We start from the raw sequence: 22801 nt of genomic DNA, 5'->3' as shown, positions 1-22801 counted from the left end.
TCGGTCATGTCGACCACCGGTCATCTCGACCATCTTCGGCTTGAGCGATAAAGAGGGCCTGCCGCGCGTCCGCCACATCGACATCTGTCCGCGTTCGGAGCAATTCCACACATGACGAGCAGCACTGAGGCCACCTCGAGCACCCCGCAGGTAGCGGTCAATGACATCGGTTCCGAGGAGGCCTTCCTCGCCGCGATCGACGAGACCATCAAGTACTTCAACGACGGCGACATCGTCGAAGGCACCGTCGTCAAGGTCGATCGAGACGAGGTCTTGCTCGACATCGGCTACAAGACCGAGGGTGTCATCCCCTCACGCGAGCTCTCGATCAAGCACGATGTCGACCCAGCCGAGGTCGTCGAGGTCGGCGAGCACGTTGAGGCCCTGGTTCTCCAGAAGGAGGACAAGGAAGGCCGGCTGATCCTCTCCAAGAAGCGCGCACAGTACGAGCGCGCCTGGGGCACGATCGAAAAGATCAAGGACGAGGACGGCATCGTCACCGGCACGGTCATCGAGGTCGTCAAGGGTGGACTCATCCTCGACATCGGCCTGCGTGGCTTCCTCCCGGCGTCGCTGGTCGAGATGCGGCGTGTCCGCGATCTCCAGCCGTACGTCGGCCGTGAGCTCGAGGCGAAGATCATAGAGCTGGACAAGAACCGCAACAACGTGGTTCTTTCCCGCCGTGCCTGGCTTGAGCAGACCCAGTCCGAGGTCCGCCAGACCTTCCTCAACACCCTGCAGAAGGGTCAGGTCCGCAAGGGCGTCGTCTCTTCGATCGTCAACTTCGGTGCGTTCGTGGACCTCGGCGGCGTCGACGGTCTGGTTCACGTCTCCGAGCTGTCCTGGAAGCACATCGACCACCCCTCCGAGGTCGTCGAAGTGGGCCAGGAGGTCACCGTCGAGGTTCTCGACGTCGACATGGAGCGCGAGCGGGTCTCGCTGTCGCTCAAGGCGACGCAGGAAGACCCTTGGCAGCAGTTCGCCCGCACTCACCAGATCGGCCAGGTCGTCCCCGGGCGCGTCACCAAGCTGGTGCCGTTCGGTGCGTTCGTCCGGGTCGAGGAGGGCATCGAGGGCCTGGTCCACATCTCCGAGCTGGCCGAGCGCCACGTGGAGATCCCGGAGCAGGTCGTCCAGGTCGGCGACGAGATCTTCGTGAAGATCATCGACATCGACCTCGACCGCCGTCGCATCTCGCTGTCGCTGAAGCAGGCGAACGAGGGCGCGATCGGTGCCGACGTCGAGTTCGACCCCACGCTCTACGGCATGGCGGCGACCTACGACGATCAGGGCAACTACATCTACCCCGACGGGTTCGACCCCGAGACGGGCGAGTGGCTCGAGGGCTTCGAGAAGCAGCGCGAGGAGTGGGAGCGGCAGTACGCCGAGGCCCAGACCCGCTTCGAGGCTCACAAGTCGCAGGTCGAGAAGGCTCGCGCAGAGGAGGCGGAGGCCGCTGGGCCGTCCACCTACTCCGGTGAGACTCCTCCGTCCACCACGGGCGGCACGACTCCGGCCGCGGGCGCCCTGGCCTCCGACGAGGCCCTGGCCGCGCTCCGCGAGAAGCTGGCGGGTGGCCAGAGCTGACGCTCTGAGTCCGAGTAACCGATCACGGAGAGGACCTCGCTTCGGCGGGGTCCTCTTTCCGTTGCGCGGACCCGCTCACCGGCCCCGGCGCTACGGGGTGCCCCGCGCCCCTACAGTGGGCGCGTGACGCGGATCGAACGGGCACGGCCCGAGGACGCCGGAGAGATCCTCACCCTCCAGCGCGCGGCCTACGTGAGCGAGGCACAGCTCTACGGCGACCCGTTCATCGGCCCGCTGGTGGAGTCGCTGGAACGGATGCGCGCGACGATCGCGAGCGCCACGGTGCTCAAGGCCATGGGCGGTGAGCGGATCGTCGGAGCCGTACGCGGGCAACTGGCCGAACGCACGGGCATCATCGGGCGGCTCGTGGTCGCCCCCGACCAGCAGGGCCGTGGGGTCGGCACCACACTGCTGCGGGCCATCGAAGGCCTGCTGAGCCCGGAGGTGGACTCCTTCGACCTGTTCACCGGCCACCTCTCCGAGGGCAACCTGCGCCTGTACCGCCGCATGGGCTATCGCGAGACGCGGCGCGAACGCGTCCACGACCACCTCACCCTGGTCCACATGCGCAAGCCCGCATAGCGTTGGCTACTCTTCCTGCATGCTGAAGATCGGGCTGACGGGCGGCATCGGGTCCGGCAAGAGCGAGGTGTCCCGGCGTCTGGCCGATCACGGCGCCGTGGTGATCGACGCCGACAAGATCGCGCGGGAGGTCGTCGAGCCGGGTACCAGCGGCCTCGCCCTCATCGTCGACACGTTCGGCTCCGGTGTGCTCCGCGACGACGGCTCGCTGAACCGGGAGAAGCTCGGGCAGATCGTGTTCGCCGATCAGGAGAAGCTCGGCAGGCTCAACGCCATCGTGCACCCCAGGGTCGGGGAGCGGGTGGCCGAACTGCAGCGGGACGCGCCGGCCGGGGCCATCGTGGTGTACGACGTCCCGTTGCTCGCCGAGAACGACCTGGCGCCGATGTACGACGTGGTGATCGTGGTCGACGCCTCCGACGAGGTTCGGCTGTCCAGGCTCGTGGAACTGCGGGGGATGAGCGAGCAGGACGCCAAGGCGCGCATCAGGGCCCAGGCGTCCCGCGAGGACCGGCTGAAGATCGCCGACATCGTGATCCCCAACGAGGGCCCCCTCGACGACCTGGACGCGCGGGTCGCCGAAGTCTGGACAAAGCTCCGCGAACACCCGACCACCGAAAACGCCTGACGCCCTGACGCCCGCCGTGCCAGAACACGGCTGAGAGGCTCTGTAGGGGCACTCTCGACCTGTCTCTAGGGAGAAGTGGGCAACGGGGCGTTACGCGGCTCAAGGAAGCCTGTACGCGGGTGTTCAGGCGGCTCTTGGAGGTCTGTACGCGGGTGCTCAGGCGGGGTCGCGCTCGATCAGGGTGAGTTGTCGCAGGCTTGGCCAGATGGCGGTGGCGGCCCAGATGGCCGCGCCTGTGCCACCTCCGACGTCCAGTTGAGTCGCTGGTCGGAAGTCGGGCACGGAGGCGGCGGCCTGGGTGAGTGCCGCGGTGACGGCTGCATATGTGGCGGGCATGCGGGTGGCGGCGTAGGCGGCCACGTCGGTTATGGAGCGAAGAGCCGGCTCATGGGCGGGTCGCCGGTACGGGGCTCCACACAGACCCATGCACGTCGTCAGATCATCCGGGCGGGTGCACGTTGGTGATGAGTCGAACATTCGCGATCATCTAGCATTCGGTGTTCGCCGCGTCGGTGGGTGCGTGGCTCCGCTTGAATCGATGCGTGTTAGACGAGGTCGAGCAGATAGCGCGAGCCAGGCCCATGCCTGATCTGCCAGTCTGAGCAGCAACCAAGAATGCCGTCCTCCACGCAGCGAACGCCGATGCTCACCCAGCGGATCTCTTCGTCCCCTTCGCGAAAGCTGAACCCGATCGTGCACTCGAAACGGTCCGAACCGCACGGGCAGCTGATCTTCTCTGGCCCGCTGCCGTCGTCGTCCGCCATCCAGTAATCCTCGCTATCAAGAAGGAAGGCGTGACGTCCGCAGGCAGAGCAGATCCGACGAGCACACACGCCACCTGCGTCCAGCTCGATGCTGAAGACAGCACTTGAGCAGTCCAAGCATCTCGACGGCCGCGCCGTATGAATCGGGTAGCCGCCGGGAGCAAGTTCCTCGAGGTAGTCGGCGATGTCGGCGGCCGAATCGCCCTTCCACCATTCGCCCTCAATGTTGATCGCCATGCGGCGAACCTAGCTCACCGGAAGCGGCCCGACAGCCTCAGGACTTGCGATTAACGGGTGGGGTGGCCGTGTTCTAGGTACCGGGTGGTGCCGTCGGTCGGTGTGGGCGGCTTTGCCGTGGTGGAGACGGCGGGCTAGGCGGGGGTAGTCCTTGGCGGTGGCGCGGTCACCGGCTCGGGCGGCCGCGACTGCCCCGGGGAGGAGCAGGGTCCCGTAGATCGACAAGAGCGCGGGCCGGGACGAGTCCAGGCGCCGGTTCAGGAAGTCGGCTGCGGTGCGGGTCATGTTCATGGCGTCGAGGGGACGGCCGTGGGTGTGAAGCGCGTGGATCAACGAACGCATGAGGGAGCCGATGACGGCGGGGTCCTCGGATTGCTCTGCTGCTGCCAGGCCTCGTTGTGCTGCGATCCAGGCGAGATCCGGTTCTCCGAGCTTGGTGAGGATCATCGCCGCGGACTGGCCGGCGAGGGCCGCGAGCCGGAACGCGGCGAGCCGTTCGTCTTCGGTGTGAGCGTGGGCGGCGAGCTGCGCGCGAACGAGAAGGTCCGGGACCCGGCGTAGGACGAAGGAGTAGCGGGGCTGCTGGTAGGCGTCCATCACCTCGGCGAGATCCTGCTTGAGATGGTCGAGCCGGGGTGCGGTGCCGTCGCCATCGAGGGCGGCCAGCAGCGGGGAGAGCTGACGGTAGTCCAGGAGCACGGCTCGGAGATGGGAGAGGCCGGCCGGTTCATCTCCTCTGGCGTGAGGGGCCTGTTCGCCGACGAGGTCGAAGAGTGAGATACCGAGTGCTTCGGCCAGAGCTCTGATGACCCGAGCCCGGCGAGAACTGCTTGGGACATGCCGCGTCGGACCCGGTGCCCGGCGACGCGCTGTCCGGGGGTGAGGCCTTCGGGAGGGTCGGCCATCGGGTTCGCCTTCCAGGAGGGAGAAGTGGGCAACGGGGCGTTAAGCGGCTCTAGGAGGCCTGTACGCGGGTGCTCAGGCGGCTCTTGGAGGTCTGTGCGCGGGTGTTCAGGCGGCTCTGGAGAGCCTGTACGCGGGGTGTTCAGGCGGCTTATGGGGGCCTGTGCGCGGGCGTTCAGGCGGCTCATGGAGAGACCTGTGCGCGGGTGAGGCGGCTCATGGAGACCTGTACGCGGGTGCTCAGGCGGCTCTTGGAGGCCTGTGTACGCGGGCGCCATATCCGGTGCGGTCTTTGGCGGTGATGTCGGGTGCCGAGGCTCCTCGGCACCTGACATCACATATCCGTCCTAGGGCCATGGATCACCCCATGCCGCGTTCCGGGCGGCGCGGTGGGCGTCGCCATGTCGCTTGGACACGTTCTCCTCAAGCAACTCCTCCGAGCACAGGGTCAGTGTGACCAGACCCTTACGGGTACGTGGATGCCGGAGAATGCGGCTTTCCGGGGGATTCGCCGGCGTGGAGGTGGCGATGACGTAGGAGAACTTCTCGTCCTCGAACCCCAGTTCCGCTGCCTTGAGCCGGCGATGAAGTGCGGTGCGGGGTAGTCGAGCGGAGAAATGGCACCACTCACCTGCCGGAAGTGGGCAGGCGCCGGTGTGCGGGCAGGGCGCCGCGATTCGCCTACCGAGACCGATCAAGTGGTCCCGGGCGGCGAGGACTCGGGCATATCCATCGGGTGTGCCGGGCTCGACGATGGCCACCATTGTCCCGTGTTCGGCCGACCACCGTACGACTGCCTCCTGAGCGTCCGGTGGCATCTCCGCCAAGACGTAGGAGATCGTGATGAGATCCGCAGGCGGGGTGGCGAGGTCGGCCCGGATTGCCGATTTCCGCCATGTGGCGTGCCTGACCGCGGGATGGGCGGCCGCAGCCGCGAGTCCTTGACCGAACGCGATGACGGCGGGGTCGCGCTCGATCAGGGTGAGTTGTCGCAGGCTTGGCCAGATGGCGGTGGCGGCCCAGATGGCCGCGCCTGTGCCACCTCCGACGTCCAGTTGAGTCGCTGGTCGGAAGTCGGGCACGGAGGCGGCGGCCTGGGTGAGTGCCGCGGTGACGGCTGCATATGTGGCGGGCATGCGGGTGGCGGCGTAGGCGGCCACGTCGGTTATGGAGCGAAGAGCCGGCTCATGGGCGGGTCGCCGGTAGCGGGCGGTGAGCTCGCCGGCCGATCGGGCGAGATCATGCTCACGGTGGCCGGCCATCATGGTGTTCAGGGCATGCCTGAGCTCAGCGGGCAGTGTGATCATCGTGTCTCCCGGTGCTCAGGCCGCGCGCAGCGGTCGCCAGGCGGCCGCGGTGATGGCGGTCATGGCGGCAGCGGCTGCCCAGAACGGCGTGGTGATCATGGTGGCTTGGGCGATCAGGCCGCCGAGCAGCGATCCGGCCGCGGCGCCGCCCACCTGGGTGAGCGCGTAGACGCTGCCGACGCGTCCACGTAGTTCGTCGGGCACCGCGCGCTGGAACCAGGTGGTCACGACGATCCCCCAGTTCACGCTGTGCACGCCGAAGACGATCAGGATCGCCGCAGCGACCAGCGGCTCGGTGGTCGCAGCGAGTACGGCGTGGGTGATGATCTCGACGATCAGGCCGCCGCGCAGTAGTGCTCTGGCTCCGAATCGCCTCCCCAACCTCGGGGCGAGAATGCTGCCCGCCAGTCCGCCGATACCGAAGGTGGTGAGCAGGAGCCCGTATCCGATCTCGCTCAGGCCGAGCCGCTGTTGCGCGTAAAGCGCGAAGATCGCGAATGCGGCGCAGAATGCCACGTTGGCCACACCCATGCTCACCGCGAGCGTGCGCAGCAGCCGATGCCGCCATAGCCAGCGGAGTGCGGTCGCGATGTCTGCGCGCACGCTGTCACCGGCGACCGGCTTGGCCGGGGTGACGCGGATCGCTGAGGTCAACGCCGCCGCGACGAGGAAGCTCAGGGCGTCGGCCGCGAACGGCAGCGCCGGGCTGATGGCGAACAGCCAGCCGCCCAATGGTTTGGCCAGGATCTGGTTGCCCAGGGTGGTAGTGGTCGCCAGCCGGGAGTTGGCCGTGGTGAGTTGCTCGGGACCGACGGTGGCGGGCAACAGCGCGGAGAAGGCGGTGTCGGCGAGGGTCTCACCGACACCGAGCAGGAAGAACACGATGTAGATCAGCGGGACGGAAGCGGTCGAGGTGGCGACCGCGGCGGCCAGGACGGCCAGGGCCAGGCCGCGCAGGAGGTCGACGATGATGACGAGGCGGCGGCGGTCGAGACGGTCGACGTAGACGCCGCTGATCAACGCGAAGATCAGCCAAGGCAGTTGCTGGGCGAAGGCGGCTCCGGCGACGAGCACCGGCTCACTGGTCAGGGAGGCGACGAGCAGCGGTCCTACCGCCATGGTGATGCCGTCGCCGACGTTGGACACGGCCGAAGCGGTCCACAGTTTGGAGAAGTCCGCGCCGAGACGCGCGGACATGAGGGCACGCAAAACAGAGCTCCTCAGCAAAGGAAACGGTCACGAGGCCGGAGACCGTTCCGAGGCGAGGAGCGTCAGCCTGCTGCTTAGCGGGCGCGCCCTCGCATCGAAACGGCGGCCGTGACCTTGCTCTGCTGCATCAATACCTCCGGAGCCGCGATCAACATCACGGGAAGGCTAACCGACTTCTCCAACGCGATTCATCGGGATTTCTGCCCTCGGCCGGCCGCGTGCAGGCTCCAATGACTGGCTCTCACGGGTTGTCCTCTTAAGCGTCGATTCTCACGCCTGCCGGGCGTGAGGGCTTAGGTGGTGTCTCCGTATCTTCGTCGGGTGTAAGGGCTTGGGCGGGGTCCACGTGCCTTTGCCGGGTCGCGACTCTTCCCGCTGTCCTAGTGGTCTGTGTTTTCGGCGCCGGGTCGGCGAGGTTTGGTACGGCGATGGCGGCGCCGTCGTGCGGCGGCCAGCCCGGTGAACGGTCGTGGACCTAGGATCGGGGCTGCTGAGCAGCCGCGTCGTGGGAAGGCCGACTTGCCTAGCGAGAGGCCTGGAGACCGGTCGAGCCGACCGTGAGCACGGGAGCGCCCAGTTCGATCTTGGCGAGTTTCTCCAGGACCTTTTCCAGGTCGTCGAGAAGGATCCTCATCGCCGGAGGCTCATCGAGCTGCCTCTCCTCGATCATCTCCGCGACTTTTCGCGCACGTTTCAGCGACGCCGACACATAGCCGACGAGCACGATGATCCGGTCTTTGGGCGAGGAGAGAATGTTCTTGCCGAGCAGCGACTCCAGATCACGCTGTGCCTTGAGCGTGTCGGAGGTCATCACCGTGAAGGCACCCCAAAGATCATCCACGCGGGCGTTCTCGAACTGGGCGAGCAATGCCTCGTAGGCCTCGTTGCGGCGGGAGGTCGCTTCCAGCAAATCGCGAAGCACGTCGCTGAGTTGCGACCGGACATCGACCGGCAAGGTGAAGGAGTGCTGCGCCTCCTCGCTTCCGACGGCGCGGGCGAGGTTGGTGACGTTACTGAGCGCTTCGTCGAGGTCCTGCAGCACCACGCGTATAAGTGGAGAGGTGATGTAAAAGCGCGGGTCCTTGGTCTGGAGATCGAAATACTCGCAGGTGCGTTTGTTCGCCGAGGTTATGTTCCTGCTCAGCAGGGAGATCTGCTGATGAACACCGCTGGCGTGCAGCCGCCGCTGCATTTCCTGCTCCATCGCCTCGGCCACTTCGGTGACCCGCTCATCGCGGATCAAGGCCAATGCGGTGTCGACGTTCGCGCGACTGAACGCCTTGGCGAAGCAGAAGCCGGTCAGCGACAGCAGGGATCCGAGAAAGAAGTCGGGCTCCGCGTCGTAGATCTTCGCCAGACTGCCATGTGCCACCGAGGCGACCACGATGAGGATCGCGATGCCGGTGAATGCCCAGAAGAGTTGTCCGCGCGTCATGCGAGTTAACCATTTCGGCACGCTGGGCGAACGCATAGTCGGGCCTCCCGGTTTGTCTTTCTGTGATCAGCGCGCCGCATATCCGAGCATGCCGTCGGCGACTGCCACCGGCATGAGGGCGGGACACGGTGATCGATCGTTCCTACCCGTCGCCGTAATGATGACGGTTTCTCGGAACAGGCAACGAAACCCCTGCGAGATGGTCGATTATGGCAGGCGCGATCAGCTGACCGCCGATTTTCGACTGAATGAATCAGGACGACGCCGCAATGCCTGTGGCCTGGTGACGGTGGTGACCCAAGGTGCTCAGGTGGATGTCCCCACCCGTCGCCCGGTTGATCGCGAACCCGAGTGCTGCCCGCCCAAGGTCGTGACCTTCCGCAAGCGTTGGGGTGGGTTCACCGTCTCGTCGTTGGGGGGTGGTTTCTGTGCTGGGTGGGAATCACGTGGGTGCGTCGATCAAATGGGTGCCGGGGGGTCTTGGTCCGGTCGGCCGGCACCTTGCTTGAGGTGTGACGTTGTGATCCAAGGTGCTCAGGCGGATGTCCCCACCCGTTGTCGGTTGATCGCGAACCCACGTGCTGCCCGCCCAACATCGTGACCTCCCCCAGGCGTTCGGGGGTTCACCGTCTCGACGCTAGGGGGGTGCCCACGTGCTGCCCGTCCAACATCGTGACCTCCCACAGAGGTCCGGGTGGATTCACCGTCTAAACGCTGGGGGGCGGTTCCTGAGCTGGGGTGGGAGTCACGTGGGTGCCTCGATCAAATGGGTGCCGGGAGGGGTCTTGGTTCGTTCGGCCGGCACCTTGAGGTGTGACGTTGTGGCCCAAGGTGCTCAGGTGGATGTCCCCACCCGTCACCCGGTTGATCGCGAACCCGGGTGCTGCCCACCCAACATCGTGACCTCCCCCAGGCGTTCGGGGGTTCACCGTCTCGACGCTAGGGGGGTGCCCACGTGCTGCCCACCCAACATCGTGACCTCCCACAGAGGTCCGGGTGGATTCACCGTCTAAACGCTGGGGGGCGGTTCCTGAGCTGGGGTGGGAATCACGTGGGTGCCTCGATCAAATGGGTGCTGGGAGGGGCCTAGGCTCGGTCGGCCGGCACCTTGACGTGGGACGGCTCTGACCCAAGGTGCCCAGTTCGCGACCCTCCCGATGGTCAGTGGACCCCGGCCTCGCGCATGTCGCGGAGCTCGCGTTTGAGCTCCTTGATCTCATCGCGGAGACGGGCCGCCACCTCGAATTGCAGGTCGGCGGCCGCCGTGTGCATCTGCTCGGTGAGCGACTGGACGAGCGACTCGAGCTGGGCCCTCGGCATCTCGCCCACGATGGCCTTGGCGTGCTGCCCCGCCTGGCGGGAGGACAGGCCCGGGACCGGCGCCTTGCCACGGCTCTGCTGGCGGCCGCCGCCGAGGAGCTTCTCGGTGTCGGCGTCCTCCCTGACCATGGAGTCGAGGATGTCGGCGATCTTCTTACGGAGAGGCTGGGGATCGACGCCGTTGGCCTGGTTGTAGGCGACCTGCTTGGCCCGGCGCCGGTTGGTCTCCTCGATCGCGCGCTCCATGGACGGCGTCACACGGTCGGCGTACATGTGGACCTGGCCGGAGACGTTACGCGCGGCACGGCCGATGGTCTGGATCAGCGACGTCTCGCTCCGCAGGAAGCCCTCCTTGTCGGCGTCGAGGATGGACACCAGGGACACCTCGGGCAGGTCGAGGCCCTCACGCAGCAGGTTGATGCCGACCAGCACGTCGAACTCGCCCATGCGCAGCTCGCGGAGCAGCTCGATGCGGCGCAGCGTGTCGACCTCGCTGTGGAGGTAGCGGACGCGGATGCCGAGCTCCAGAAGATAGTCGGTGAGGTCCTCCGACATCTTCTTGGTCAGCGTGGTGACCAGGACCCGCTCGTCCTTGTCGGTGCGCTCGCGGATCTCGTGGACGAGATCGTCGATCTGCCCCTTCGTGGGCTTGACGACCACCTCGGGGTCGACCAGCCCGGTGGGGCGGATGACCTGCTCGACCACCTCGCCCTTGCTGCGGCCCAGCTCATACGGCCCGGGGGTCGCGGAGAGGTAGACGGTCTGCCCGATGCGCTCGAGGAACTCCTCCCACTTGAGCGGCCGGTTGTCGATCGCGGAGGGCAGGCGGAAGCCGTGCTCGACCAGGGCCCGCTTGCGCGAGGCGTCGCCTTCGTACATGGCGCCGATCTGGGGCACGGTCTGGTGGGACTCGTCGAGGACCAGCAGGAAGTCCTCGGGGAAGTAGTCGAGCAGGGTGTTGGGCGCGGAGCCGGCCTCACGGCCGTCGATGTGCCGCGAGTAGTTCTCGATGCCGGAGCAGCTGCCGACCTGGCGCATCATCTCGATGTCGTAGGTGGTGCGCATGCGCAGCCGCTGCGCCTCCAGCAGCTTGCCCTGCTTCTCCATGGTCTGCAGCGTCACCGCGAGCTCGGCCTCGATGTCGCGGATCGCCCGCTCCATGCGCTCGGGACCGGCGACGTAGTGCGAGGCCGGGAAGATGTAGAGCTCCTGGTCTTCGGTGATCACCTCACCGGTGAGCGGGTGGAGCGTCGCCAGCTTCTCGATCTCGTCGCCGAACATCTCGATGCGCACGGCGAGCTCTTCGTACTGCGGGATGACCTCGATCGTGTCGCCGCGCACCCGGAAGGTGCCGCGGGTGAAGGACAGATCGTTGCGGGCGTACTGCATGTCGACGAGGCGGCGCAGGAGCTGGTCGCGCTCGATCTCCTGGCCCACCTTGAGCCGGACCATGCGGTCGACGTACTCCTGCGGGGTGCCCAGGCCGTAGATGCAGGACACCGAGGCCACCACGACGGTGTCGCGACGCGTCAGCAGGGAGTTCGTCGCGGAGTGGCGCAGCCGGTCGACCTCGTCGTTGATCGACGAGTCCTTCTCGATGTAGGTGTCGGTCTGCGGGATGTACGCCTCGGGCTGGTAGTAGTCGTAGTAGGAGACGAAGTACTCGACGGCGTTGTTGGGCAGCATCTCGCGCAGCTCGTTGGCGAACTGCGCGGCGAGCGTCTTGTTGGGCTGCATGACCAGAGCCGGACGCTGCAGCCGCTCGATGAGCCAGGCCACCGTCGCCGTCTTGCCGGTGCCCGTGGCGCCCAGCAGGACATTGTCCTTCTCGTTGGCCTTGACACGCCGCTCCAGCTCGGCGATCGCGGCCGGCTGGTCTCCGGACGGGGTCATATCGGTGACCACCTGGAAAGGTGCCACCCTGCGCTGCAAATCTGTTACCGGCCTCACATCTCCATAACCTACGCGGAGCCTCCGACATTTCCCGGCCCGTCGCCGGAACGGCTCTGCCCTCGGTCCGGTGAGCGGAACCGGCCGAACCTCGACCGTCTGTTCACCGTGACGACGACGAGCCGACCGTCGACGAGGTCCCCAGGCTCTTCGAAGGCTTCGGCTTCCCTAGGAGGAACGCTCCTACCGCTCGAAGACCGCCGCGGCGTACTCGATCCGCCGCATGCCGCCACGTTTCAGGCGCTTCACGGAAGATCGTGAGAGATCGGGATGGCGGTAACATCAGCGCCATGCATCCCCCCGCGCCGCACACCCCGTGGAGCCGGCCGCCCCAACACGTTCCCTCCGCGGCGCAGGCGCATCTCGTTCTCGATATGAAGCGTCATTGGCTCGGCTTCATGTTGTCCATGATCACGCCCATGATCATCCTCAACGGCCACCGGATGCCGGGCCGATGGGGCCGCACCACGATCCCGCTTCCTCCCGGTCAGCATCATCTTCACGTCCACCTGCCCTATGTCCTGCCCTCGCAGATCGGGCCTGCGGACCTGACGGTCTGGCTCCAGCCCGGGATGGCACTCGAAGTCGAATACCGCGCTCCCATGTGGGCCTACTCACGAGGCGCGCTCGGCCCCGCCCCCCAGCCATGGAACGGGAAGGGCTGCATGATCGCCCTCCTGGTGGTCGCAGGCGGCGGGTTGGCGCTCCTGCTGGTCCTGATCGTCGCCATGGCACTTTCGCTCGGCTGACCGACCCTCCAAGCGCCGAGATGGCGGCACCCCTGTGGATCAGGAGGGGTGTGGAGCCCGCTGAAGCGTGTTGCGGCGGGCGCGGCGTCTGCGGAGGAGGCGGATCACCCACCAGGCGAGGGCCGCGAGCACGACCAGGGCGACGATCACCAGCACCGGGAAGAAGACCGCGATCAGGCTGATGCCCAGCGATCCGGCGTCCTCCACCGTGCTGACGACGGGAGCGCCGACACCGGCCGTCGAGACGTTGACCACCGGCCGGGCCGAGGCCTTCATGACGTGCACGGCCAGGGCGACACCGATGCCGAGGATCCAGCTCATCCACGGGTTCTGGTTCATCCAGGTGGAGTGGTCGAGCTGAGAGGCGGCCTGCGTGGCGCTGAAGACCACGCCACCGGCGGCCGGGCGCACCGCCGTCTGGATGATGTCGTTGACGTGGTCGACGACGGGCACCTTGTCGAGCACGACCTCGGCCAGCAGGAGCACGCTGATGATGGCGAGCACCCAGCCGTTGGTAAGCCACGAGTAGTCCTGTGGCAGCTTCACGGCATCGGTGAAGTTGGCCAGGAAACCGACCACGAGCAGCGGGATGTAGGCGTTGAGCCCCGCCGCCGTGGACAGCCCGAGGCCGGTCAGCACCGCGAGCATCACACCTCCACAGTCCTTGTGTTCTGTTAAGAAGACGAAGAACCCGATGCCCTGCGTTCCCCTCGCCAATCAGGAACGAGTGATCCCGCTCACATGGTTCGCTGCGGCCGTCGTCGCATGGACGGTGTGCCGCGGGCCGGGCCTGGTGGAGGCGGCCTGAGCCCCCGGAAGGCGGATCAGGCGCGAGTGATCTTGCTCATGCGTTCGGTGGCGGTGGACAGCTCCTCGATCATTTCGTAGACGACCTGGCGGGCCGGCTTCACCTGGTTCAGCTGCCCGACCACCTGGCCGACGAAGTAGTTCGCCAGCTCCCGGGCGCCGGGCTCGCCGCTCTCGGCCGCGGCGCCGATGCGGGCGAGGGCTCCCTCGGCCAGGAGCATCTGCAGCGGCATCGGCAGCGCTCCCGGGCTCTCGGTGGCCTCGTCCCACTCCTTGGTCCAGGCGGACACCAGCTGCCTGGCCGGCTTGCCCGTACGCGACCGGGAGCGCACCGTGTCGAGGGAGGTGGCGGCGAGCATCTTCCGCTTGACCACCGGCGGCGTCTCTGCCTCCTCGGTGGTGAGCCAGACCGAGCCGCACCACACGCCCTCGGCTCCGAGGGCGAGCGCGGCGGCCATCTGCCTCCCGTTCGCGATGCCGCCCGCCGCGAGCACGGGGACGGGAGCGACCGTGTCGACGACCTGGGGGACCAGCACCATCGTGGACACCTCGCCGGTGTGGCCGCCCGCCTCGGTGCCCTGGGCGACGATCAGGTCGGCGCCGGCGCCGACCTGGCGGCGGGCGTGCTCGACGGTGCCGACCAGCGCGGCCACGGGCACGCCCGCGGCGCGCGCCTTCTCGACCATCACGGGGGGCGGCGTGCCGAGCGCGCTGGCGATCAGGCCGATGGGGTGCCTCAGGGCCACGTCGATGAGCCCTGTCGCCCCCGAATGCGTGACCCTGCGCCCGAGCTCGTCGGCCGTGGTGGGATGCGGGCCCGCCTGCCCGGCCGTGAAGGTCCTGTCCGAACTGACGCCGTACTTGGCGAACAGGTGGGCGACGAAGTCGCGATGGACCTCGGGGATGAAGTCGAGGAGCCGGGCGCCGGGGTCGGAGGCCGACTCGTCGATCTTCCCGGGGACCAGCACGTCGACCCCGTACGGCCGGCCGCGCACCTGCCTGTCGATCCACGACAGCTCGCGGTCGAGCTGCTCGGGGGAGTAGGCGACCGCGCCCAGCACGCCGAACCCGCCCGCCTTGGTGACGGCCGCGACCACGTCACGGCAGTGGCTGAAAGCGAACAGAGGGAACTCGATGCCGAACCGGTCGCAGATCTCTGTTCGCATGCCGTGACGGTAACTTCCCAAGGCCGGTCCGGTCCAGGTCACGGGCGGAGGTCGTCCGCCGGTGACCGGCGGGAAGGGCCGTCCCCCGGGCAGGCGGGGCGGTGTGGTCAGGGGGCAGGCGGGGCGGTGTGGTCAGGGGGCGGGTGGGGCGGTGTGGTCAGGGTTGGGGGAAGGGGGCGGTGAAGCTGGGGAACGGAGACTCAGGTCCGGGGGAGCGGGGCTCAGAGGCGGGGAGGATCGTCCCGAGAGGGCCGGGCATCCCGGCCGGGAGAGGGGGGTGCCACCCCCCCTCGGGGGAGTACCGGCGGACGACCTTGGCGGGGACGCCGGCGATGACGCAGTGGTCGGGGAACTCCCCGCGGACCACCGCGCCGCCCGCGACCACCGACTGCCTGCCGATCCGCGTCCCCGGAAGGATGATCGCCCCGGCGCCGATCCAGGAGCCCGCCCCGATGGCCACCGGGTTGTTGCGCGGCCACTGGCGGCCGATGGGCAGTTCCGGGTCCTCGTACACGTGGTTCTGGTCGGTGATGTACACATAGGGCCCCGTGAAGACGTCGTCGCCGATGTCGATGGACTGGTGGCCCACGATGTGGCTGCCCCGCCCGATCGAGCATCCTCCGCCGATGCGGACGATGGAGTCCGGCCCGAGATCCACGCCCGGGCCCATTCCCGCGGAGATGGAGACGCGTTCGCCGACGAGCGTGTGGTCGCCGATCTCGATCCACGCCTCTCCGAAGATCGCGCCCTGGGGGAAGGACAGGCAGGTGCCCTCGCCGAGACGGCGGAACCGGTACCCGGCCGGGCTCTTAGGGGTGATCGCGCCGGCGACGCGCACCGCGCCCCAGATTCGGTGGATAAATCCGCCGAACATCCGGCGTAGTGCATCACGGGGTGACATAACCGGAAAAGTTACCGCCTGGTTAGGATGCAGGGAACGGACGCCCGGAGGATGTCCGGGCACTTCGCAAGCGTCCTTTGATATCCTGAGAGCCCGTGGACACGGGTCGCCCGGTCGGGACGGCCACGATCACAACGGACCACGGGAGACCCTCCTTGCGCAGCGCCGCAAACACCAAGCATCTGTTCGTCACCGGAGGCGTCGCCTCCAGTCTCGGCAAGGGACTCACAGCCTCGAGCCTGGGGCGCCTGCTGAAGCTTCGCGGCCTGCGGGTCACCATGCAGAAGCTCGATCCCTACCTCAACGTCGACCCCGGCACGATGAACCCCTTCCAGCACGGTGAGGTGTTCGTCACAGACGACGGCGCCGAGACCGACCTCGACGTCGGCCACTACGAGCGCTTCCTCGACACCGAGCTGCACGGCTCGGCCAACGTCACGACCGGCCAGGTGTACTCCAACGTCATCGCCAAGGAGCGACGCGGCGAGTACCTCGGTGACACGGTCCAGGTCATCCCTCACATCACCAACGAGATCAAGGACCGCATCCGCGGCATGGCCGGCCCCGATGTGGACGTGGTCATCACCGAGGTCGGCGGCACCGTGGGCGACATCGAGTCGCTGCCGTTCCTGGAGGCGGTCCGTCAGGTCCGTCACGAGGTCGGCCGTGACAACGTCTTCTTCCTCCACGTCTCGCTCCTGCCGTACATCGGCCCGAGCGGCGAGCTGAAGACCAAGCCCACTCAGCACTCGGTCGCCGCGCTGCGCAGCATCGGCATCCAGCCGGACGCCATCGTCTGCCGCTCCGACCGGCCCATCACCACCTCGCTCAAGCGCAAGATCAGCCTGATGTGCGACGTCGACGAGGACGCGGTCGTCTCGGCGATCGACGCGCCGAGCATCTACGACATCCCCAAGGTGCTGCACTCCGAAGGCCTCGACGCCTACGTCATCCGCCGCCTCGGCCTGCCCTTCCGCGACGTCGACTGGCACGAGTGGGACCAGCTGCTCCGCCGGGTGCACCGCCCGGCGCAGGAGGTCACGATCGCGCTCGTCGGCAAGTACATCGACCTGCCCGACGCCTACCTCTCCGTGACCGAGGCGCTGCGCGCGGGCGGCTTCGCGTGCGACGCCCGGGTCAACATCCGCTGGGTCAAGAGCGACGACTGCGAGACCGCCGAGGGCGCCGCCCGCGAGCTCGACGGCGTCGACGGGGTGCTCATCCCCGGAGGGTTCGGGGTCCGGGGCATCGAAGGCAAGGTCGGCGCGATCACGCACACCCGCGAGAGGCGGATCCCGCTGCTCGGCATCTGCCTCGGCATGCAGTGCATGGTCATCGAAACCGCCCGCAACCTCGCCGGCATCGAGGAGGCGAACAGCACCGAGTTCGATCCCGACACGGTCGACCCGGTGATCTCCACCATGGCCGACCAGGAGGACGTCGTGGCCGGCGAGCGCGACATGGGCGGCACGATGCGGCTGGGCCTCTACCCGGCCAAGCTCTCCGAGGGGTCGATCGTCCGGCGGCTGTACGGCACGGCCACCGCCGACGAGCGCCACCGCCACCGCTACGAGGTGGGCAACGCCTATCGCGAGCGGCTGGAGCAGGTCGGCATGGTCTTCTCCGGCTTGTCGCCCGACGGCCGCCTGGTCGAGTACGCCGAGATGGACGCAGACGTCCACCCGTTCTTCGTGGGCACCCAGGCGCATCCGGAGTTCCGCTCCCGCCCGACGCGCGCGCACCCGCTCTTCAGAGGTCTCATCGAGGCGGCTCTGGCGTACGCGGACGTCCGCGAGACCGTGACGAAGGCCGGGAGGGGCGCGTGAGCACCGCTCACGGCCCGGCGGGCGAACTCACCCTGGACGACGTGCGCGACGTGCCGGCGTCCTGGGAGGTCCTCGACTCCAAGGATCGGTTCGCGGCGCGCGTGATCTCCGTACGCACCGACACCGTCCGCATGCCGGGGGACGAGGTCGCCGACCGCGACTACGTCGTCCACCCGGGCTCGGTCGCGGTGCTGGCGCTCGACGAGCATGACCGGGTGCTGGTGCTGCGGCAGTACCGCCACCCGGTCCGCGGGCTGCTCTGGGAGCTCCCCGCGGGCATCCGTGACGTCCCGGACGAGCCGCTGGTCGACTGCGCGGCGCGCGAGCTGGCCGAGGAGGCGGGCTACCGCGCGAAGACCTGGCACACCCTCCTCGACATCTACAGCTCGCCCGGCATGACCGACGAGCGCATCCGCATCTTCCTGGCCCGCGACCTCGCGGAGATCCCCCACGAGGAGAACCTCTTCGTGCACCGGCACGAGGAAGTCGACATGCCGGTCTTGTGGATACCCCTGGCAGATGGGGTGAACAGGGTGCTGGCGGGAATGATCCACAATTCACCGGCGGTCGCGGGTATTCTCGCCGCGTACGCCGCTTTGTCGGGCGGCTTCGCCGCCCTGCGTCCCGCCGACGCCGAGGAGGCCTGACAGGAGGGTCCGTCCTGAGCGCCCACGCCGACATCGAGGCCGTACTCGCCGGTTACCTCGCTCACCTCGCGGTGGAGCGAGGGCTGGCGGCCAACACCCTCGCCTCCTACCGGCGCGATCTCAGCCGATACCTGCTCCATCTGCGGTCCCGCGGCCGCCTGTCCCTGGCCGAGGTGACCGAGGCCGACGTGCTGGCGTTCCTGACCACCCTGCGTGAAGGCGACGAGCACCACCCCGCCCTGGTGGCCAGCTCGGCGGCCAGGGCCGTCTCCGCCGTACGAGGGCTCCACCGGTTCGCGTTCCGTGAGGGGGTCTCGGCGCACGACCCGGCCCACAAGGTGCATCCGCCCAGCAGGCTGCGCCACCTGCCCAAGGCCATCGGGGTCGCGGAGGTGGAGCGGCTCATCGCCGCCGCGGGCCCGGACGGCGCGCCGCTCACCCATCGCAACCGGGCACTGCTGGAGGTGCTGTACGGCACGGGCGCGCGGATCTCCGAGGCCGTCGGCCTCACCGTGGACGACATCGACGCCGGCCAGGTACGGCTGCGCGGCAAGGCCGGGCGCGCGAGGGTCGTCCCCCTCGGGCGGTTCGCCCGTGAGGCGCTGGGCGCGTACCTCACCGGGGCGCGCCCCGCCATCTCCGCGCACGGGCGTGGCACCGCGGCGCTGTTCCTCAACGCCAGGGGCGGGCGGCTCACCCGCCAGGGGGCGTGGGAGGTCCTCCAGTCGGCCGCCGAGCGTGCGGGCCTGGCCGGGGTCTCCCCGCATATGTTGCGCCATTCGTTCGCAACTCACCTCCTTGACGGAGGAGCTGACGTTAGGGTTGTGCAGGAACTGCTCGGCCACGCCTCGGTGTCGACCACCCAGGTCTACACACTGGTCAGCGTCGACAGGCTCCGTGAGGCCTACGCGGCAGCCCATACCGGGGCTCGGCAGCCAAGTTCATAGCACTTAGGGCGCGTCGCCTTGCCGCATACGTGCCTACCCCATAGTGTCCGTCCGGACGGCCCGGTTCGGGGCTGTCAGGGAGGTTCAACTGGTGACTGCGACCACAGACGCTTCTATCCGGGAGATGCCCGGTGCGCCCGACGCATCATGGGGCGAAACCAGGAATGAGGGAATTCTGGGTCCCACCGGGCGTCCGCGTCCCGTCTTTCCAGATCCGATCCCGCCGACCACGCATGGTCCCGCGCGGGTCGTGGCCATGGTCAACCAGAAGGGCGGCGTCGGCAAGACGACCACGACGATCAACCTCGGCGCCTCGCTGGCCGAGTGCGGTCAGCGCGTGCTTCTCGTCGACTTCGACCCGCAGGGCGCCCTGTCCGTGGGGCTGGGCATCGACCCGCGCCCGCTCGAGTCGACCGTCTATGACCTGATCATGGAAGAGAACGACGTCACCGCCGAGGACGTGCTCCTCAGCACCAGCGTCGAGGGCATGGATCTGCTGCCCAGCAACATCTTCCTGTCCGGCGCGGAGATCCGGCTCGTCAACGAGGTCGCCAGGGAGTACGCCCTGGGCCGCTCGCTGGAGCCGTTGCTGCCCGACTACGACATCTGCCTCATCGACTGCCAGCCGTCGCTCGGCCTGCTGGCCGTCAACGCCCTGACCTGCGCACACAGCGTGATGGTGCCGCTCGAGTGCGAGTTCTTCGCGCTGCGCGGCGTCGCCCTGCTGATGGAGTCGATCACCAAGGTCCAGGAGCGGCTCAACAAGAACCTCGAGATCGACGGCATCCTGGCCACCATGTACGACCCCCGCACGCTGCACGCGCGGGAGGTCCTCCAGACGATCATGCAGGGTTTCGGGGACAAGGTGTTCCATACGGTGATCAACCGCACCGTCCGGTTCCCCGACGCCACGCTCGCCGGTGAACCGATCACCCAGTTCGACCCCGCGTCGATGGGCGCCACCGCCTACCGCGAGCTTGCCCGCGAGGTCCTCGCCCGGTGGTCGCAGGGCGACTGACCGTCCCGACGGCCGGCGTGCGCCACAATGGGCCGGTGACCACCGAACGGCCCGCGACCGGCCAGACCAGGCCTGATGCCTTCCAGGTTCACCTGGAGGTCTTCGAGGGTCCGTTCGACCTGCTGCTCGGGCTGATCTCCAAGCACAAGCTCGACATCACCGAGGTCTCCCTGCACCAGGTGACCGACGAGTTCATCGCCCACATCCGCGCGCGCGGCACCGAGTGGGATCTCGACCAGGCGAGCCACTTCCTGCTCGTCGCGGCCACGCTGCTCGACCTGAAGGCCGCAAGGCTCCTGCCCACCGGTGAGGTGGAGGACGAGGAGGACCTGGCCCTGCTCGAGGCCCGTGACCTGTTGTTCGCCCGCCTGCTGCAATACCGGGCCTACAAGGAGGTGGCGAAGGTCTTCGCCGGGTGGATGGCCGATGAGGCGCTGCGCTTCCCCCGGGTGGTCCAGATGGAGCCGCGGTTCGCCGGGCTGCTGCCCGAATTGGTGCTGGGCATCGGCCCCGAGCGCCTGGCGAAGGTCGCCGCACGGGCCTTCACGCCCAAGCTCCCGCCCTCGGTCTCCACCGCCCACATCTACCAGCCGGTCGCCAACGTCCGCGAGCAAGCGGCTATTGTTGTGGAACGGCTCCGGCGCATGCGCAGGGCGACGTTCCGGGCCCTGACCGCCGACTGCGCGGGCACCTTCGAGGTCATCGCACGCTTCCTCGCCGTCCTGGAGCTCTTCCGGGAGGCCGCGGTCTCCTTCGACCAGATCGAACCGCTCGGGGACCTGCATGTGACCTGGACCGGCACCGACGATGGGGACATCGCGGTCGCCGACGACTACGACGAGGACAATCCGGGCGACGAACGCCCGGAGAGCCGTGAGAGCACAACGAGCGCCGACGTGGCCGAGAGCCATGATCGCGCCGAAAGCCGAGAGAGCGAAGATGGAGCCGATGAGTCCTGAGGACATCAGGGAGACCTCCGATCCCGAGCCGGGCCTGCGCGCGGCTCTGGAGGCGATCCTGCTCGTCGTCGACGAGCCGGTGGCCGAGGTCACCCTGGCGCAGGTGCTCGAGCGTCCCTCGCGAGAGATCGCCGAGACGCTGCGGGCCCTTTCGGCGGAATACACCGAAGCGGGACGGGGTTTCGACCTGCGGGAGGTGGCGGGCGGCTGGCGTTTCTACACGCGCGCCGACTGTGCCGCCCTGGTGGAGCGCTTCGTCCGTGACGGGCAGCAGACCAGGCTGACGCAGGCCGCTCTGGAGACCCTCGCGGTCGTGGCCTACCGCCAGCCGGTGAGCCGCGCCAGGGTCGCCGCCGTCCGGGGTGTCAACAGCGACGGCGTCATGCGCACGCTGGCGGCGCGTGGGCTGGTCGAAGAGGCCGGCGCCGACCCCGAGAGCCAGGCGGTGCTCTACCGCACAAGTTCGTATTTCCTGGAGAGGCTGGGGCTGCGGAGTCTCGAAGAGCTCCCCGCGCTCGCCCCGTTCCTTCCCGACGATGTGGAAACCCTAGAGGAGCAACAGAAGTGAACAACAGGCGTGGTACCCCGTCCGGTGATGGACGCGGTCGAGGACGCGGCGGCGCCCCAGGCGGTGCCTCAGGCTCCCGAGGCGGAGCCGGGGCCCGAGGCGGGTCCGGCGGCTTCCGAGGCGGCGGCGGCTCGCGAGGAGGTGCCCAGGGCGGCTCCCGGGGCGCCCAGGGCGGCTCCCGAGGAGGGTTCGGTGGCGGAGAGCGCCGCGATGCCTTCCGGTCCGACGAGCGACGCGGCCCGGCCACGGGCCGCGGCGGCGACGAGCGCGACTTGCGTCCCCGCGACGAGTCCCGTACGCGTGAGGGCTTCCGCGGTGGATACCGCGACTCCGGAGCCTCCCCTGAGGCTTCCCGTAGCCGATACGGCAGGCCCGGCGACGACCGCCGAGCCCCGTCCTCCCGCGATGACCGCGGGGGTTCGTTCGACCGCGACCGTGGGAGTTCGTTCGACCGCGACCGTGGCGGTTCGTACGGCCGTGACCGCGGGGCTCCGTCCCGCGACGACCGTGGCGGTTCCTTCCGTGGTGACCGTGGCGGTTCCTTCCGTGGCGACCGTGCCGGGGCGCCCGGCGGCGACCGCCGTGGCCCCTCTCGCGACGACGACAGGGGCTCCTTCCGCGCGGGCCGTGGCGGCACCCGCGACAGGTACGCCCGGCCCGGCGGCGACGACCGCCGTGGTTCCTTCCGTGACGACCGCGCGGGCTCGCCCGGCGAGCGCCGGGGCTCCTTCCGTGACGATCGCGGGGCTTGGCCCCGTGACGACCGCGGGGCCGACGACCGCGGGGGTTCCTTCCGCGGTGACCGTGGTGGCTCGTCCGACCGCGGGGCTTCCTCCCGCGGCGGCTCCTTCGGCGGTGGCCGTGGCGGTTCGTCCCGCGACGACCGTGGCGGTTCCTTCCGTGGTGACCGTGGCGGTTCCTTCCGTGGTGACCGTGGCGGTTCCTTCCGTGGTGACCGTGCCGGGGCGCCCGGCGGCGACCGCCGTGGCTCCCGCGACGACGACAGGGGCTCCTTCCGCGCAGGTCGCAGTGGCGGCCGTGAGGGGTACGGCAGGGACGAGACCGGCCGTGACCGTCCGGTCCGCGAGGAGAGCCGCTACTCCGGCGACCGCGAAGGCGGCTCGCGTGGCGGTTCCTGGCGTGACGACCGGCGTGACGAGGTGCAGACCATCGGCGAGATCGGTGGCGGCGCCCGAGGCAGGTACGGCCGTCCCGAGCAGGGCCGGGCGGGTTCCCAGCCGGGCCGATCAGGCGCGCCGGCCCGCCGTGGCGCCACGGCGGGCCGCGGCAA

The 22801-nt window shown here is 68.5% G+C and carries 20 protein-coding genes and 1 pseudogene; 11 read left to right on the top strand and 10 right to left on the bottom strand.

The window, feature by feature from the left end; all coding sequences use genetic code 11:
• Positions 1-111: 111 nt before the first annotated feature.
• The 3 genes from rpsA (at position 112) to coaE (ending at position 2797) form a co-directional block, all read left to right on the top strand.
• Entirely contained in the window at positions 112-1587 is a 1476-nt protein-coding gene (gene rpsA, locus ABD810_RS14110) for a 30S ribosomal protein S1 (RefSeq protein ID WP_344938831.1), read from the top strand.
• Between the two features lie 123 nt (positions 1588-1710).
• Positions 1711-2169, top strand: a complete 459-nt coding sequence (locus tag ABD810_RS14105; protein ID WP_344938829.1) for a GNAT family N-acetyltransferase — start codon at positions 1711-1713, stop codon at positions 2167-2169.
• Between the two features lie 19 nt (positions 2170-2188).
• Positions 2189-2797, top strand: coding sequence for a dephospho-CoA kinase (coaE, locus tag ABD810_RS14100; protein WP_344938826.1), 609 nt, complete (start codon positions 2189-2191; stop codon positions 2795-2797).
• Positions 2798-2953: 156 nt separating this feature from the next.
• Here coaE and ABD810_RS14095 read toward each other — a convergent pair whose 3' ends face one another.
• The 7 genes from ABD810_RS14095 to uvrB form a co-directional block, all read right to left on the bottom strand.
• A complete protein-coding gene (locus ABD810_RS14095; protein ID WP_344938824.1) occupies positions 2954-3223 on the bottom strand; it encodes a small ribosomal subunit Rsm22 family protein in 270 nt (89 codons plus the stop codon).
• 119 nt (positions 3224-3342) lie between these two features.
• Positions 3343-3798 carry a hypothetical protein gene (locus ABD810_RS14090; RefSeq protein WP_344938821.1) on the bottom strand — a complete coding sequence of 152 codons (456 nt, stop codon included), beginning with the start codon at positions 3796-3798 and terminating at the stop codon, positions 3343-3345.
• 9 nt (positions 3799-3807) lie between these two features.
• Positions 3808-4497 (bottom strand): hypothetical protein, encoded by a 690-nt coding sequence (locus ABD810_RS14085; RefSeq protein WP_344938819.1) that lies wholly within the window; start codon positions 4495-4497, stop codon positions 3808-3810.
• 551 nt (positions 4498-5048) lie between these two features.
• Positions 5049-6008, bottom strand: a complete 960-nt coding sequence (locus tag ABD810_RS14080) for a small ribosomal subunit Rsm22 family protein (protein WP_344938818.1) — start codon at positions 6006-6008, stop codon at positions 5049-5051.
• A 15-nt stretch (positions 6009-6023) separates the two neighbouring features.
• Positions 6024-7217 carry an MFS transporter gene (locus ABD810_RS14075; RefSeq protein WP_344938817.1) on the bottom strand — a complete coding sequence of 398 codons (1194 nt, stop codon included), beginning with the start codon at positions 7215-7217 and terminating at the stop codon, positions 6024-6026.
• A gap of 523 nt (positions 7218-7740) precedes the next feature.
• Positions 7741-8652 (bottom strand): hypothetical protein, encoded by a 912-nt coding sequence (locus tag ABD810_RS14070; protein WP_344938815.1) that lies wholly within the window; start codon positions 8650-8652, stop codon positions 7741-7743.
• 1161 nt (positions 8653-9813) lie between these two features.
• Positions 9814-11922: an excinuclease ABC subunit UvrB gene (gene uvrB, locus ABD810_RS14065; protein ID WP_344938813.1), complete on the bottom strand. Its 2109-nt coding sequence runs from the start codon at positions 11920-11922 to the stop codon at positions 9814-9816.
• A gap of 374 nt (positions 11923-12296) precedes the next feature.
• Between uvrB and ABD810_RS14060 the strand changes: the two genes are divergently transcribed.
• The gene (locus ABD810_RS14060) at positions 12297-12671 is read left to right on the top strand and encodes a hypothetical protein (protein WP_344938811.1); all 375 of its coding nucleotides are present in this window, start codon (positions 12297-12299) and stop codon (positions 12669-12671) included.
• A 39-nt stretch (positions 12672-12710) separates the two neighbouring features.
• On the opposite strand, the gene ABD810_RS14055 is transcribed toward ABD810_RS14060, so the two are convergent.
• The 3 genes from ABD810_RS14055 to ABD810_RS14045 form a co-directional block, all read right to left on the bottom strand.
• Positions 12711-13319, bottom strand: coding sequence for a DUF4126 domain-containing protein (locus ABD810_RS14055; protein WP_344938809.1), 609 nt, complete (start codon positions 13317-13319; stop codon positions 12711-12713).
• Positions 13320-13495: 176 nt separating this feature from the next.
• The gene (locus ABD810_RS14050; RefSeq protein ID WP_344938807.1) at positions 13496-14644 is read right to left on the bottom strand and encodes a nitronate monooxygenase; all 1149 of its coding nucleotides are present in this window, start codon (positions 14642-14644) and stop codon (positions 13496-13498) included.
• Between the two features lie 157 nt (positions 14645-14801).
• Positions 14802-15545: an acyltransferase gene (locus tag ABD810_RS14045; protein WP_344938803.1), complete on the bottom strand. Its 744-nt coding sequence runs from the start codon at positions 15543-15545 to the stop codon at positions 14802-14804.
• Positions 15546-15700: 155 nt separating this feature from the next.
• Between ABD810_RS14045 and pyrG the strand changes: the two genes are divergently transcribed.
• The 7 genes and pseudogenes from pyrG to ABD810_RS14010 form a co-directional block, all read left to right on the top strand.
• Positions 15701-17371 (top strand): CTP synthase, encoded by a 1671-nt coding sequence (pyrG, locus tag ABD810_RS14040; RefSeq protein ID WP_344938801.1) that lies wholly within the window; start codon positions 15701-15703, stop codon positions 17369-17371.
• Positions 17368-18018 carry an NUDIX domain-containing protein gene (locus tag ABD810_RS14035; protein ID WP_344938799.1) on the top strand — a complete coding sequence of 217 codons (651 nt, stop codon included), beginning with the start codon at positions 17368-17370 and terminating at the stop codon, positions 18016-18018. Before pyrG ends, ABD810_RS14035 begins: the two co-directional genes overlap by 4 nt.
• A gap of 32 nt (positions 18019-18050) precedes the next feature.
• Positions 18051-18965 (top strand): site-specific tyrosine recombinase XerD, encoded by a 915-nt coding sequence (locus tag ABD810_RS14030; protein ID WP_344939055.1) that lies wholly within the window; start codon positions 18051-18053, stop codon positions 18963-18965.
• A 124-nt stretch (positions 18966-19089) separates the two neighbouring features.
• Positions 19090-19983, top strand: a complete 894-nt coding sequence (locus ABD810_RS14025) for a ParA family protein (protein WP_344939052.1) — start codon at positions 19090-19092, stop codon at positions 19981-19983.
• Positions 19984-20018: 35 nt separating this feature from the next.
• Entirely contained in the window at positions 20019-20942 is a 924-nt protein-coding gene (locus ABD810_RS14020; protein WP_344939049.1) for a segregation and condensation protein A, read from the top strand.
• On the top strand, positions 20932-21510 hold the full coding sequence (gene scpB, locus ABD810_RS14015; RefSeq protein WP_344938797.1) for an SMC-Scp complex subunit ScpB: 579 nt from the start codon (positions 20932-20934) through the stop codon (positions 21508-21510). Before ABD810_RS14020 ends, scpB begins: the two co-directional genes overlap by 11 nt.
• A gap of 272 nt (positions 21511-21782) precedes the next feature.
• Positions 21783-22801, top strand: a pseudogene (locus ABD810_RS14010) (hypothetical protein); the annotation flags it as partial.

It is taken from the genome of Sphaerisporangium flaviroseum (assembly GCF_039537005.1).
In the GTDB taxonomy this organism is placed as follows: Bacteria; Actinomycetota; Actinomycetes; order Streptosporangiales; family Streptosporangiaceae; genus Sphaerisporangium; species Sphaerisporangium flaviroseum.
Note: the sequence above shows the minus strand (reverse complement) of the source record. Positions and strands in the feature narration are given on the sequence as shown.

What these genes read in the sequence shown, in the direction of transcription:
- rpsA (WP_344938831.1), top strand. Translation starts at nt 112, where the DNA reads ATGACGAGCAGCACTGAGGCCACCTCGAGCACCCCGCAGGTAGCGGTC.
- coaE (WP_344938826.1), top strand. Translation starts at nt 2,189, where the DNA reads ATGCTGAAGATCGGGCTGACGGGCGGCATCGGGTCCGGCAAGAGCGAG.
- ABD810_RS14095 (WP_344938824.1), bottom strand. Translation starts at nt 3,223, where the DNA reads ATGGGTCTGTGTGGAGCCCCGTACCGGCGACCCGCCCATGAGCCGGCT.
- ABD810_RS14090 (WP_344938821.1), bottom strand. Translation starts at nt 3,798, where the DNA reads ATGGCGATCAACATTGAGGGCGAATGGTGGAAGGGCGATTCGGCCGCC.
- ABD810_RS14080 (WP_344938818.1), bottom strand. Translation starts at nt 6,008, where the DNA reads ATGATCACACTGCCCGCTGAGCTCAGGCATGCCCTGAACACCATGATG.
- ABD810_RS14070 (WP_344938815.1), bottom strand. Translation starts at nt 8,652, where the DNA reads ATGACGCGCGGACAACTCTTCTGGGCATTCACCGGCATCGCGATCCTC.
- ABD810_RS14060 (WP_344938811.1), top strand. Translation starts at nt 12,297, where the DNA reads ATGAAGCGTCATTGGCTCGGCTTCATGTTGTCCATGATCACGCCCATG.
- ABD810_RS14055 (WP_344938809.1), bottom strand. Translation starts at nt 13,319, where the DNA reads ATGCTCGCGGTGCTGACCGGCCTCGGGCTGTCCACGGCGGCGGGGCTC.
- ABD810_RS14050 (WP_344938807.1), bottom strand. Translation starts at nt 14,644, where the DNA reads ATGCGAACAGAGATCTGCGACCGGTTCGGCATCGAGTTCCCTCTGTTC.
- ABD810_RS14045 (WP_344938803.1), bottom strand. Translation starts at nt 15,545, where the DNA reads ATGTCACCCCGTGATGCACTACGCCGGATGTTCGGCGGATTTATCCAC.
- ABD810_RS14025 (WP_344939052.1), top strand. Translation starts at nt 19,090, where the DNA reads ATGCCCGGTGCGCCCGACGCATCATGGGGCGAAACCAGGAATGAGGGA.
- scpB (WP_344938797.1), top strand. Translation starts at nt 20,932, where the DNA reads ATGAGTCCTGAGGACATCAGGGAGACCTCCGATCCCGAGCCGGGCCTG.